General features: G+C 68.6%; 12 protein-coding genes and 1 pseudogene. 8 read left to right on the top strand and 5 right to left on the bottom strand.

Annotated elements, in window-relative coordinates; all coding sequences use genetic code 11:
* The first annotated feature begins 50 nt into the window (after nucleotides 1–50).
* On the top strand, nucleotides 51–797 hold the full coding sequence (locus tag D6860_RS13090; RefSeq protein WP_076625712.1) for a FadR/GntR family transcriptional regulator: 747 nt from the start codon (nucleotides 51–53) through the stop codon (nucleotides 795–797).
* Nucleotides 798–874: 77 nt separating this feature from the next.
* A complete protein-coding gene (locus D6860_RS13085; RefSeq protein WP_076625580.1) occupies nucleotides 875–1,195 on the top strand; it encodes a cupin domain-containing protein in 321 nt (106 codons plus the stop codon).
* Here D6860_RS13085 and D6860_RS13080 read toward each other — a convergent pair.
* Nucleotides 1,167–2,090, bottom strand: coding sequence for a helix-turn-helix domain-containing protein (locus D6860_RS13080; RefSeq protein ID WP_076625713.1), 924 nt, complete (start codon nucleotides 2,088–2,090; stop codon nucleotides 1,167–1,169). The two genes, D6860_RS13085 and D6860_RS13080, sit on opposite strands and share 29 nt — an antisense overlap.
* A 204-nt stretch (nucleotides 2,091–2,294) precedes the next feature.
* On the opposite strand from D6860_RS13080, the gene D6860_RS13075 reads away from it, so the two are divergent.
* The 6 genes from D6860_RS13075 to D6860_RS13050 all read left to right on the top strand — a co-directional run bounded on the left by D6860_RS13075 (nucleotide 2,295) and on the right by D6860_RS13050 (nucleotide 9,233).
* Nucleotides 2,295–3,176, top strand: a complete 882-nt coding sequence (locus tag D6860_RS13075) for a carbohydrate ABC transporter permease (protein WP_076625582.1) — start codon at nucleotides 2,295–2,297, stop codon at nucleotides 3,174–3,176.
* A gap of 4 nt (nucleotides 3,177–3,180) precedes the next feature.
* Nucleotides 3,181–4,104 (top strand): carbohydrate ABC transporter permease, encoded by a 924-nt coding sequence (locus tag D6860_RS13070; protein ID WP_076625584.1) that lies wholly within the window; start codon nucleotides 3,181–3,183, stop codon nucleotides 4,102–4,104.
* Nucleotides 4,104–5,216 carry an ABC transporter ATP-binding protein gene (locus D6860_RS13065; protein ID WP_076625585.1) on the top strand — a complete coding sequence of 371 codons (1,113 nt, stop codon included), beginning with the start codon at nucleotides 4,104–4,106 and terminating at the stop codon, nucleotides 5,214–5,216. The genes D6860_RS13070 and D6860_RS13065 overlap by 1 nt, the downstream gene beginning before the upstream one ends.
* Nucleotides 5,217–5,255: 39 nt before the next feature.
* Nucleotides 5,256–6,518 carry an ABC transporter substrate-binding protein gene (locus tag D6860_RS13060; RefSeq protein WP_076625587.1) on the top strand — a complete coding sequence of 421 codons (1,263 nt, stop codon included), beginning with the start codon at nucleotides 5,256–5,258 and terminating at the stop codon, nucleotides 6,516–6,518.
* 76 nt (nucleotides 6,519–6,594) lie between these two features.
* The gene (locus D6860_RS13055) at nucleotides 6,595–8,157 is read left to right on the top strand and encodes a polygalacturonase PglA (RefSeq protein WP_076625588.1); all 1,563 of its coding nucleotides are present in this window, start codon (nucleotides 6,595–6,597) and stop codon (nucleotides 8,155–8,157) included.
* A complete protein-coding gene (locus D6860_RS13050) occupies nucleotides 8,154–9,233 on the top strand; it encodes a glycoside hydrolase family 88/105 protein (RefSeq protein WP_076625589.1) in 1,080 nt (359 codons plus the stop codon). The genes D6860_RS13055 and D6860_RS13050 overlap by 4 nt, the downstream gene beginning before the upstream one ends.
* A 79-nt stretch (nucleotides 9,234–9,312) precedes the next feature.
* Here the strand turns inward: D6860_RS13050 and D6860_RS13045 are convergent, their stop codons facing one another.
* From D6860_RS13045 to D6860_RS13030, 4 genes and pseudogenes are all read right to left on the bottom strand, one after another.
* Entirely contained in the window at nucleotides 9,313–10,176 is an 864-nt protein-coding gene (locus D6860_RS13045) for an amidohydrolase family protein (RefSeq protein WP_076625591.1), read from the bottom strand.
* The gene (locus tag D6860_RS13040; protein WP_076625592.1) at nucleotides 10,173–11,312 is read right to left on the bottom strand and encodes a mandelate racemase/muconate lactonizing enzyme family protein; all 1,140 of its coding nucleotides are present in this window, start codon (nucleotides 11,310–11,312) and stop codon (nucleotides 10,173–10,175) included. The genes D6860_RS13045 and D6860_RS13040 overlap by 4 nt, the downstream gene beginning before the upstream one ends.
* Complete coding sequence (kdgD, locus tag D6860_RS13035; protein WP_017468927.1) at nucleotides 11,309–12,211, bottom strand: 5-dehydro-4-deoxyglucarate dehydratase; 903 nt, start codon at nucleotides 12,209–12,211, stop codon at nucleotides 11,309–11,311. Before kdgD ends, D6860_RS13040 begins: the two co-directional genes overlap by 4 nt.
* Before the next feature lie 137 nt (nucleotides 12,212–12,348).
* Nucleotides 12,349–12,697, bottom strand: a pseudogene (locus D6860_RS13030) (aldehyde dehydrogenase (NADP(+))); the annotation flags it as partial.

Raw genomic sequence — 12,697 nt, 5'->3', positions numbered from 1 at the left:
ATACTTCATCTTCAGCATCTGTATGAGGACTCGACAAGACCGACATGGACATGCCAGCCAAATCACGCCGCGCCGAACGCTCCGAGACCGGACGCACCCTCGTGGAGACGGTGCGCGACGCGTTGCGCCAGCAGATCGCCGCGGGCACCTATCCGCCCGGAAGCCGCCTGCCGAGCGAGGCGCAGATGACGCGCGACTTCGAGGTCAGCCGCACCGTCGTCCGCGAGGCCGTCGCCTCGCTTCGGGCCGACGGCCTCGTCGAGCCGCGACAGGGCGCCGGGGTGTTCGTGCTGGCCCCGCCCGCCCCGGTGGACCTGCCCTTCCAGAACATCGACTTCGTGCGGATCTCCTCGATGATCGAGCTGCTGGAACTGCGCACCGCCGTCGAGTCCGAGGCCGCCGCGCTGGCCGCGCAACGCCGGTCTCCGGCGCAGGAAGAGAAGATCATCGGCTGCCTGCGCGAGGTCGACCGCGCCGCCGCTGCCGGCGAGCCGACGATGGAGGCCGATTTCGCCCTGCATCTCGCCATCGCCGAGGCCACCAACAACCCGCGTTTCGGCGACTTCCTGTCGATGATCGGCGCCAACCTGATCCCGCGCAAGGCGCTCACCGACAGCAACGCCGAGCCCGCGCCGAAGGAATACCTCGACGTGATCTCGAAAGAGCACGAGGTCATCGTGAACGCCATTCTCGACGGCGACGAGGAGGCCGCGCGCGAGGCGATGCGCCACCACCTCAAGAGCAGCCAGGCCCGCTATCGGGCGCTGCTGCGGGCGGGGCGCGACGGGCAATCTTGACACCCGGAAACCTGTCATACACATTCACTCAAAATGTCTGACATCCCGCCTCGCGGGTTTTCCAGGAGGATTGCAGTATGACCGACCACGTCCGGACGTTTCCCGCCGTTTCGCCCGATCCCGGTGTCACCCGACAGGTGCTGGCCGACGCCCCCGAGCTGATGGTCGTCTCCTTCCGCTTCGAGAAGGATGCGAAAGGCGCGCTGCACAACCATCCGCACGTGCAGTCGACCTATGTCGAAAGCGGCCGTTTCCGGTTCACGCTCTCGGGCGAGGACTTCGAGGTCGGCCCCGGCGACAGTTTCGTCATCCCGTCCGGCGCCGAGCACGGTTGCGTCTGCCTCGAGCCGGGGCAGCTGGTGGACTGCTTCACCCCCCGTCGCGACGACTTCCTGTAAGCGCGGCTTCCTGCTCGGGCTCGTCGAGCCCCATGAGCTGCCCGTCGCGCGACAGCGCCACCCGGCGCAGGTGCGCGCGCGGGCTCACCCCCATCACCCGCTTGAAACAGCGCGAGAAGTAGTAGGGGTCGGCATAGCCCACCTCGGCCGCCGCCGCGCCCACGGCAAGCCCCGACTCAAGAAGATGGGCGGCGCGCTCGATGCGGCAGAACTCGTGATACTGCCGCGGCGTACGGCCGATCCGCTCGCGAAAGGCGCGGTGGAAGTAATCGGGGTTGTAGGGCGCATCCTCGACCACGCGGGCGCCGATGTCGTCTTCGAGCGGCGCCGCCGCGATGCGCGAGGCCGCCTTCATCACCGCGAGATCGATCCCCTCCCCCGCCTCGACCGGCGCGGCGGCATCCTGCCGCCAGCCGACAAAGGCGTCGTCGATGAAAGACAGCAGCATCACCATGAAGAGGTGATGCTGCGCCAGCGTGATCGAGGCCGGCGGCGCGCTCTGCCGGTAGTGCCGGATCATCGGCTCGAGCACGTCCCAGCGGGACAGGCGCACTTTCCGACGCAGCTCCATCTGCCCGATCAGGTCGTGCGCGCCATGCGCAGACAGGGTGAAATGCTGGGCCACGCCAAGGTAGGTGCCCGGCCCCTCGTTCCAGCCGACGAATCGCGTGCCGCGTGGCAGCAGCATCGCCTCGCCCGCAGCCAGGGTCAGCGGCGCGCCATCGACCATGTAATGCCCACACCCCTCGAGAGCGACCACGAGATCCTCGACCGGATTCTCCTTTTCGATGCGCCAGCTTGTCGAATGCTGCATCCTGATCGCCGCGCGCGTCAGCGTGAGCGTCAGCGATCCCGGCGGAAAGCGTGACAGGACACCACCTTCGATTTCGTCCATCTTTTTCGCCATGATCGTCAATTTCTTCCGGTGGCCCGATCTGTCACTAATTCATCATACAACTGCACATGGCGCAACGTTGCGGGCCGGAGGAGGCCCCGGGGCGCCACCTGACCCACCGCCGGGAAAGCGACCCAAACCGCAGTTTCGGGAGGAAACATTGAGAGTTACACGAACAAACCGCCCTGCCGGGGGAGGCACGGGATGACTCGCAGCCGCACGCTCGGGCTGGTCTACCTCAGCCCCTACATCGTCGGGCTTCTGGTGTTCACGGCGATTCCCTTCCTGGCGTCGCTGTATCTCAGCTTCACCGACTACAACCTGATGAGCAGCCCGAAATGGACGGGGCTGGAGAACTACATCGACCTGTTCTTCAACGACCGCACCTTCCGCCGGTCGCTGTCGGTGACGCTGCTCTACGTGTTCATCACGGTGCCGCTGAAGCTCGCCTTCGCGCTCTTCATCGCCTACATCCTCAACTACAAGTTGCGGTTCATCAACGTCTTCCGGACGGCCTTCTACGTGCCCTCGATCCTTGGCGGCTCGATCGCCATCGCGGTGCTGTGGCGCTACATCTTCGCCACCGAGGGGCTGGTGAACATGGTGATCGTCTGGTTCGGCGGCGAGCCGGTCAACTGGTTCGGCGACCCGGGCAACGCGCTCTTCACCATCACGCTGCTGCGCTGCTGGCAGTTCGGCTCGGCCATGGTGATCTTTCTCGCCGCCCTCCAGAGCATCGACAAGTCGCTCTACGAGGCCGCCGCCATCGACGGCGCGAGCAAGGCGCGCAGCTTCGTCTTCATCACCATCCCGCTCATCACGCCGGTGATCTTCTTCAACCTGATCATGCAGATGGTCCAGGCCTTCCAGGAGTTCAACGGCCCCTACATCATCACCCAGGGCGGGCCGCTCAAGTCCACCTACCTGCTGCCGCTCTACATCTACGACGAGGCCTTCAAGCGTTTCGACATGGGCTATGCCTCGGCCATCGCGTGGGTGCTTTTCCTCATCATCATGGCGCTGACCCTCGTGGCCTTCTGGTCCTCGAAGAAGTGGGTCTTCTACGCCGGCGACAAGCGGAGCTGAGACCATGACGGACATCTCCAACGCATCAGACGTATTGACCGCGGGCAGCGACGCGCTTGCCGAGGCCCGCCGTCACAACCGGGCGCAGGTCCGCCGGGCCCGCATCTCGGCCGCCGCCCGCTACGCCATCCTCGTGAGCGTGGGGCTGGTGATGCTCTACCCGCTGATCTGGCTGGTGGGCGCGTCGTTCAAGACCAACGCCGAGATCTTCGCGAACCCCGGCTTCCTGCCGCGCAACCCGACGGTGGACGGCTACGCCCAGGGCTGGGAGACCTCGACGCCCTACACCTTCGGGCGGTTCTTCTGGAACTCGTTCCTCATCATCCTGCCCAAGACCATCGGCACGGCGATTTCCTGCACCATGGTGGCCTACGGCTTCGCCCGCTTCGAGTTCCCGCTGAAGAAGGTGCTCTTCACCTCGGTCATCGCGATCCTGCTGCTGCCGAACGTGGTCACGCGCATTCCGCAATACCTTCTGTTCCGCGACCTTGGCTGGCTCGACAGCTTCCTGCCGCTCTGGGTGCCCTCGGCGCTCGCAGGCGACGCCTTCTTCGTCTTCATGCTGGTGCAGTTCCTCCGGGCGATCCCGGACGACATGGAGCAGGCCGCCCGCGTCGATGGCTGCAACTCGTGGCAGACGCTGGTCTTCGTGGTCGTGCCGATGCTGGCGCCGGCGCTGATCTCGGTCTGCCTGTTCCAGTTCATGTGGACGATGAACGACTTCCTCGGGCCGCTCATCTACATCAGCTCGGTCGACAAGTACCCGGTGAGCCTTGCGCTGAAACTGTCGATCGACACCACCGAAGCCTTCGAGTGGAACCGCATCCTGGCCATGTCGGTGCTGACCATCACGCCCGCACTCGTCGTGTTCTTCATGGCCCAGAAATACTTCATCGAGGGCATTTCCGCAGGGGGGATCAAGGGATAATGGCACGTCTTCAACTGAACAATCTCGAAAAGGTCTACGGCGGCGCCTTCAAGGCCGTCCACGGGATCAACCTCGACGTCGAAGAGGGCGAGTTCATGGTCCTCGTGGGGCCCTCGGGCTGCGCCAAGTCGACGACGCTGCGGATGATCGCGGGGCTCGAGGACATCACGGCGGGCGAGATCCGCATCGGCGACCGCATCGTCAACACGCTCGAGCCGGGCAAGCGCGGCATCGCCATGGTGTTCCAGAACTACGCGCTCTACCCGCACATGAAGGTGCGCACCAACCTCGCCTTCGGGCTGCGCATCGGCGGGGCCTCGAAGCAGGAAGCGGCGGTCGCGGTCGAGGAGGTCGCGAAGATCCTCGAGATCGAGCCGTTGCTCGACCGACTGCCGAAGCAGCTTTCCGGCGGCCAGGCCCAGCGGGTGGCGCTGGGGCGCGCGCTCATCAAGAAGCCGGACGTGTTCCTCTTCGACGAGCCGCTGTCGAACCTCGACGCCAAGCTGCGCGCCTCCATGCGGGTGCGGATCACCGAGCTGCACAAGCGGCTCAAGGCCGAGGGCATGGCCTCGACGGTGGTCTACGTCACCCACGACCAGACCGAGGCGATGACCATGGGCGACCGCATCTGCGTGATGAAGGACGGCCACATCATGCAGGTCGCTACCCCCAAGGAGCTCTATGACCGGCCCGCGAACCTCTTCGTGGCGGGCTTCATCGGCAGCCCCGAGATGAACGTGATCGACGGCCATGTCGACGGCGGCATGTTCCGCACCGGCGGGCAGGTCATCGCCCTCGACGAGGCGCTGACCCAACGGTTGACGGCCCGGCCCGACAACGCCGCGCTCGGCATCCGGCCGCAGCACCTGAAGCTTGCGAACGGCGTCAACGGGGCGCTCAGCGCGCAGCTGCGCTCGGTCGAGTTCATGGGCCACGAGGTCTACCTGCACGCCCGCCTCGACGGGCGCGAGATCACCAGCGTCGCCAGCGCCGCCGACTACGACGCGATGGACCGCTCGATGGACACCATCCGGCTGCTGCCGGAGGCGGCGAACATCCACATCTTCGACCGCGACAGCGGCCACAACGTCTCCCTGCGGGCGCAGGGCTGACGCGAGACATTCGGGACATTCAGAGGAGGAGACCCCGACATGAAACTGCATCTGACCACCGCGCTCACCGCCACGCTGGCGCTCACCGCGCAGGCCCAGGCCGCCGATCTGCGGATGTCCTGGTGGGGCGGCGAAAGCCGGCACGAGGCGACGCAGGCCGCGCTGAAGGCCTGCGGCGAGACCTACGGCCACACGATTTCGCCCGAGTTCACCGGCTTCGACGGCTACCTCGAGAAGCTCACCACGCAGATGGCCGGGGGGACCGAGGCGGACATCGTGCAGGTCAACTGGCCGTGGCTGCCGCTGTTCTCGCAGGATGGCGAAGGGTTCCACGACCTGAATACATTGTCGGACACCATCGACCTCGACCAGTGGAGCGATGACCAGCTCGCCCCCGTGACGGTCAACGGCAAGCTCAACGGGCTGCCGCTGTCGACCACCGGCCGGGTGTTCTTCTTCAACACCACCACGCTCGAAGAGGCCGGCATCCCGGTGCCCACGACCTGGGAGGAGTTCTTTTCCTCGGCCGAGGTGCTGCGCGAGAAGATGGGCGAGGACCACAACCTCTTCAACTCGGTCAAGGAGACCGCGCAGCTTCTGGTGACGCTCGCGGTTGTGCAGAAGACCGGCAAGGATCTCGTCGACCCCGAAACCAACCGCGTCGCCTGGACACCCGAGGAGCTGGCCGCCGGCATCGCCTTCTACGGCCGCATGATCGAGACCGGCGCCGTGCGCTCGCAGCAGGAAGAGGCCGGCGAGGGCAACGTGAACCTCTACGAGAAACAGGACTGGGCGCAGGGCAAGATCGCCGGCTCCTACGAGTGGGACACGACCTACTTCAAGTATTCCGACCCGCTGAACGAGGGCGAGATGCTCGACAGCACGCAGCCGGTGCGCTTCGAGGACGCGGTGACCGACGGCGCCTACCGCAAGCCGTCGATGCTGTTCGCCATCTCGAAGAACTCCGACAACCCCGAGGCCGCGGCCGAGATCGTCAACTGCATGCTGACCGAGCCCGAGGGCATCGACGCGCTCAAGGACACCCGTGGCCTGCCCGCCGCCAAGGTCGCCGCCGACCGGCTGATCGAGGCGGGCATGATCAAGCCCGAGATCGTCAAGGCGCATGAGATCGCCATGGAGGCGAGCGGTCCGGCCATCTCGCCATTCAACGAGCACCCGGAGCTGCGTGGCGCCTTCATCGACACGCTCGAGGAGTATTCCTACGACATGATCAGCGCCGAGGAAGCCGCCGAGGTCATCATCGACGCGGCCAACGACGTGCTCGAGGACTTCGACAGCTAAGCCCCCTGGCCCCTGGCCCCTGCCCCTGCCCCGCCGGCGGGGGCCGCGATCCGACCGACACAGGAAAGACCGACCCATGCATCGCATCCGTCTTGCCGCGCGTTCCGCGCGGTCGGTGGCCCTTTGCCTGCCGAAACCCGGCGCGCGCTACGCCCTGGCCCCTGCCCTTCCCTGGCAGCTGAGCCGCGCCGGGCAGGTGGTGGCGCGCGGCACCGCCGACCGCGTGGTGCTGCCGCTGCACGATCTTGCCCCCGCCACCGCCTACCGCTTCGAGGCCGAGGGGTTTGCCCCCTTCGACTTCGAGACCCCCGCCTGCGCGGGGCTGGTGGACATCCGCGACCACGACGCGCGGGCCGATCTGCCCGACACGCCCGAGAGCGCCGCGGCCAATGCCGCCGCGATTTCCCGAGCGATTTCTGCGGTGCCGCAAAATGGCACTTTGCTCATCCCGGAGGGGCACTACGTCGCCTTCCCGGTGGCGTTGCGCGGGCAGATGACCGTGCAACTCGCTGCCGGTGCCGCCCTTGCGGCGCCGCGCTCGCGGGCGGGTTGGCCCACCCTGCCCGCCCGCGACGCAACCGGCCGGATGCTCGGCTCGTGGGAGGGGCTCCCCGAGACCTGCTTCGCCGCCCCCCTGCACGCCGTCGGCGCCGAGGCGCTGACCATCGCCGGGCCGGGCGTGCTCGACGGCGGCGGCGACCGGGGCGACTGGTGGTCCTGGCCGAAGGAAACCCGCGACGGCGCCCGCCGCCCGCGCGGGTTGCACCTGATCGACTGCACCGACGTGACGCTGCTGGGCTTCACCATCCGCAACGCGCCGTCCTGGACGATCCACCCGCAGGGCTGCGCCCGGCTGACCGCCGCCGCGCTGACCATCGAGGCGCCGCACGACAGCCCCAACACCGATGGCTTCAACCCGGAGATGTGCGAGGACGTCGAGATCCTCGGCACCGCCTTCTCGGTCGGTGACGACTGCATCGCGATCAAGGCCGGCAAGCGCGGCCCGGACGGCGCCGCCGGCCACCTGCGCCCCACCGCCCGCATCGGCGTCCGCCACTGCCTGATGGCGCGCGGTCACGGCGGCGTGGTGATCGGCTCGGAGATGTCGGGCGGCGTCCGCGACGTCACGGTCGAGGCCTGCGAGATGCGCGGCACCGACCGGGGCCTGCGGATCAAGACCCGCCGGGGACGCGGCGGCGCGGTCGAGCGGATCGCGATGCGCAACGTCTCGATGGACGGCGTCGGCACCGCCTTTTCCGCCAACGGGCACTACTTCTGCGATCCCGACGGCCATGCGCCTTGGGTGCAGGACCGCCGCCCCGCGCCGGTCACCGAGACCACCCCGCATGTCGGAGAAATCACCGTCGACGACGTGGATATCCACGGCCTTGCCCATGCGCTCGGGGCGTTTCTCGGGCTGGCCGAGGCGCCCTTCGGCCCGATCCGCCTGCACGACGTGCGGGTGCACAGCCATGCCCCCGACACCATGCCCGAACCGCCGCTCATGGCCGCCGACGTCGCTCCCCTGCGCCACGCCGGCCTGCTGGCCGAGAACGCCCGCGTCGAGGCCCCCGGCCATCCCGTAACCGAGGGCGGGCTCACCCGTCCCTCCCCCGCCATCGCCACGGAGACCCCATGACCGCATTCGACTATTTCGACGCCTTCGCCGCGCGCTACCGCCACTACAAGGGCGGCAGCTGGTGCTACGAGGACGGCTGCATCTACCGGGGCCTCGTGCTGCTGCACCGCGCCACCGGCGAGCGGCGCTGGTTCGACCACCTGCGGCGGCTCACCGACGCGCAGGTCGGCCCCGACGGCGCGCTCGCGGGCTACGATCCGGGGGAGTTCAACATCGACCACATCCTTGCCGGGCGGTGCCTGTTCCACCTTGCCGACGAGACCGGAGAGCCGCGCTACATGGCCGCCGCCGGGCGGCTCGCCGGGCAGCTCGCCGAGCACCCGAGGACGGACACCGGCAACTACTGGCACAAGAAGCGCTACCCCGAGCAGGTCTGGCTCGACGGGCTCTACATGGGGCTGCCGTTCCAGATCGAATACGGCCAGCGCAGCGGCGATGACGCGCTCGTCGACGACGCGCTGGCGCAGCTTTCGCGCGCGCTCGACCTGACGGCGGGGCCGGCGGGGCTTTACGTCCACGGCCACGACGCGGCGCGGGCGCAAGGCTGGGCCGATGCCGAGACCGGGCAATCCCCGGCGGTCTGGGCCCGGGCGGTCGGCTGGCTGGCAATGGCGCTGGTGGATATCGCGGAGCTGCTGCCCGGTCGCGCGCCGCTGCCCGAAACCCGCGCCCTGCTCGACGCGGTGATCGCGCAGCAGGGAGCCTCGGGGCTCTGGCCGCAGGTGCTCGCGGCCCCGGACCTTGCGGGCAACTACGACGAAAGCTCGGCCTCGGCGATGTTCGCCTACGCGCTCATGGCCGCCGACCGGCTGGGGCTTGCGCCCTCTGGCAGACCCGGGCGACGGGCCTGGGATGCGCTGGTGTCCTCGCGGTTGCAGACGGTCGAGGGGCGGGTGCAGCTGACCCGCATCTGCCATGTCGCGGGCCTTGGCGGCTTCGAGGGCAACTACCGCGACGGGACGCCCGGCTACTACCTGTCCGAGGACATCGTGACCGACGATGCCAAGGGCGTCGGCCCGCTGATGATGGCCGGGGCCGAGGTGGTCCGGGCGCGCGCGGCGGCCGAGACCGCCTGAGCCGCGCGACCGCAGGATGGCGGGCCAGGCAGAGACGCGAGCGGGCGGCGCATTTCACGCCGCCCGCTGGACTCGTGGCTCAGCCGACCGGCGGGAAGCCGTAGAGCTGCTGCGGACTGTCGACCAGCGTCGCCACGCGGGCCGCCTCGTCGGGCAGCCAGGACATCGCGAGATCGAGCAACGCCGCGTCGTCGGGGTAGTCGGCGGTCTCGCGCGCGGCATTGTGCGGCCAGTTGGTCCCCCAGACGATCCGCTCGGGTGCATGCGCGCCGATCTCGCGGGCGACGCTGGCGATGTCGGGGAAGTCGGGCCCACCATCGCGCGAGCTCTCGTAGCAGCCGGCGAACTTGAACCAGACGTTGCCACGGTCGAGCAGCCGCTTGATCACCGCCACATGCGCGGGCGTCGCGCCGTCGAAGATCTTGGCGTGATGATCGAGCACCCAGCGCGATTTCAGCGCCGCCAGCCGTGGCTCGAGCTCGGGCAGCGCCGAGCCGTCGAACTGCACCGCCATCATCCAGCCGGCGTCGGCAGCGATGGCGTCGATCGCCTCGAGGTCATCGAGCCCGACCGCGCCGCCGGGCAGGTTCATGATCCGCGCGCCCACGATGCCGCCCTCGGAGAGCCGGGCGATCTCGGCGTCGGGCGTGTCGGGACGGATCACCGCCACGCCACGCGCGCAATCGCCCATCTCGGCCACGCAGGCCAGCAGGCTGGCGTTGTCGTCGCCATGGGCGTTGCCCTGCGTGATGACCACACGGTCGAGACCGAGCCAGCCCATCACCCGGCGATACATCGCCGGGTCGGGCAGCGGATCGGCCGGCGCGCCAACGCCGTCCGGGCGCATCTCGAAGCCCGGAAGATACATGTGCATCTGCGTGTCGGTCGCGCCCTTCGGCATCGCCGTGCGCGGCGCGGGCCCGTCAAGCTTGCGGTCGATCATGCCGGGGCCTCCGGTGCGAAGCGCAGCAGCGCGTCACGGTCGATCTCGATCCCGAGGCCGGGCGCATCGGGGATGCGCACCACGCCGCTGTCGTGCTCGAGCGGAGTGGTGACCACCGCCTGCCGGAACGGGTTGTGGGTGCGGTCGAATTCCATGATCGGCTCGACCGGGTTCACCCGCACCGGGTTCGGCACCATGGCCGCCATGAACTGCAGCGCGGCCGCGATCTGCACCGCCGTGCCCCAGACATGCGGCACGAGGCGCACGCCGTGCAGGGTGCACATGTCCGCCACGCGCTTCGCCTCGGTGAAACCGCCGACCCCGCAGAGATCCGGCTGGGCGATGTCGACGCAGCCGGTCGAGAGCGGCTCGGCAAAGCCCCAGCGGGTGTGCCAGGTCTCGCCGCCCGCCACCGGGATCGGCTGCTCGGCGCGGACCCGGCGGTAGGCCGACAGCTGTTCGGGCACCACCGGCTCCTCGAACCAGTCGATGCCGTATTTCGCCGCCCGCTGGCCGAGACGGATCGCCTCGATGGTGTCATAGCCGTGGTTGGCGTCGATCATCAGGCGGGTGTCGGGGCCGATGGCGTCGCGCACGGCCTCGATGACGCGCAGGTCTTCCTCGACGCCGAAACCGATCTTGATCTTCACCGCGTGAAAGCCCGCCCGGACGTGGCCGGCGCATTCCTCGGCGTTGTCGGCGACGCGGTCCACCCCGTCACGCTTGAACGAACCGGTGGCATAGGCGCGCACGCTGTCGCGCCAGCGCCCGCCCAGCAGGACCGACACCGGCTGGCCAAGCGCCTTGCCCTTGATGTCCCAGAGCGCGATGTCGATGCCCGACAGCGCCGTCGCCGTCACCCCGCGCTGGCCCTGGTCGCGCAGGGCGTTGTAGAGCGTCGCCCAGATCTTTTCGGTCTCGAGCGGGTTCATGCCCTTCAGCCAGTTGGCATAGGCCGCGACGGCGGCGGCATTGGGCCCGGCGGGGCCGAGGCACTCGCCCCAGCCCGTCGTGCCGTCTTCGCAGATGACCTCGACCAGCAGGTGCACGCGCTTGTCGAACCGCATCGAGGCGCTCTCGAAGGCGGTGTCGAGCCGGTGCTCGAGCAGGTGGGTGCGAACCTCGGCGATCCTCATTTATGCGCCTCGATGAGGTCCTTGAGGATCTCCTCCTCCGCGCCGGTCAGGTCGTCGAGCGGCGACCGCACGGGACCGGCGTCGAAGCCCACCAGCCGCACGCCGGCCTTGATCGCCGACACGGCATAGCCCTTGCGCCGGGCCCGCAGCTCCATGAACGGGTAGAAGAAGCTCTTGAGGATGTCCTCGCAGGTCGTCCGGTCGCCGGCGCGCAGCGCCGCGTAGAACTTGTTGGCGAGCGCCGGGACGAAGTTGAACACCGCCGAGCTGTAGGTGGTGAAGCCCGCGCCGAGATAGGCCTCGGCGAAAAGCTCGGCCGTCGGCATGCCGCCGAGGTAGGTCAGCCGGTCGCCCATCTTGGCGGTCACCTGCCGCACGAGCCCGATGTCGCCGGTGCCGTCCTTGAAACCCACGAGGTTGGGGCAGGCATCGCAGAGCCGCGCCAGCGTATCGGGTTGCAGCACCGCGTTGTCGCGGTTGTAGACCATGACCCCCATTCCCGTCGCGTCGCAGACCGCCTTGACGTGATTGTAGAGCCCCTCCTGCGGCGCGTCGATGAGGTAGTGCGGCAGCAGCAGGATGCCGTCGCCGCCGGCCTTCTCGACCGAGCGCGCGATGCCGGTGGCGATCTCGGTGCCGTAGCCGCAACCCGAGACGATGGCGGTGTTGCCCGCCGCCTCCTTGGCCGCCGAAACGATGGCCGGGATCTCGTCCGGGGTCAGCGAGAAGAACTCGCCGGTGCCGCCGGCGGCGAAGAGCACCGGGGCGTCGAAGCCCGAAAGCCACTCGACGTGAGCCTTGTAGGGCTCGGGCGCGAAGCGGTTGTCGGCGTCGAACGGGGTGACGGGGAACGACAGCAGGCCGGAGCCGAGGGCGGTCTTGATCTGGGAAGGGTCCATTGGGCAGTCCTCTATTGGCAGGGTGCCGGGGGCGCTGCCCCTCTTGGCGCAGAGCGCCAATTCACCCCGGGATATTTCTGGCCAGAAGAAGCTCGGGCCGGTGGACGGGGCGGCGCGGGGCCGCCCCCATGTCGGGCTTATTGCAGGTCTTCGGGGAGCAGCGCGTCGGGCATGTTCTGGTAGCAGACCGGGCGCAGGAAGCGGCGGATGGCCAGCGTGCCGACCGAAGTGGCGCCGAAGTTGGTCGAGGCCGGGAACGGCCCGCCGTGGACCATGCTGTCGCAGACCTCGACGCCGGTGGGGAAGCCGTTGACGAGGATCCGGCCGGCCTTGCGCTCGAGCACCGGCATCAGCCGCTGCGCCTGCGCCGTGTCGCCCTCGTCCATGTGCAGCGTCACGGTCAGCTGGCCCTCGAAGCCGCGCGCCAGGCGCTCCATGTCGTCGGGGTCCTCGACCCGCACCACGAGCCCCAGCGGTCCGAAGACC

It is taken from the genome of Salipiger sp. D13 (assembly GCF_003703915.1).
Taxonomy (GTDB): domain Bacteria; phylum Pseudomonadota; class Alphaproteobacteria; order Rhodobacterales; family Rhodobacteraceae; genus Salipiger; species Salipiger profundus.
This window is presented reverse-complemented; position numbering and strand designations above follow the sequence as displayed.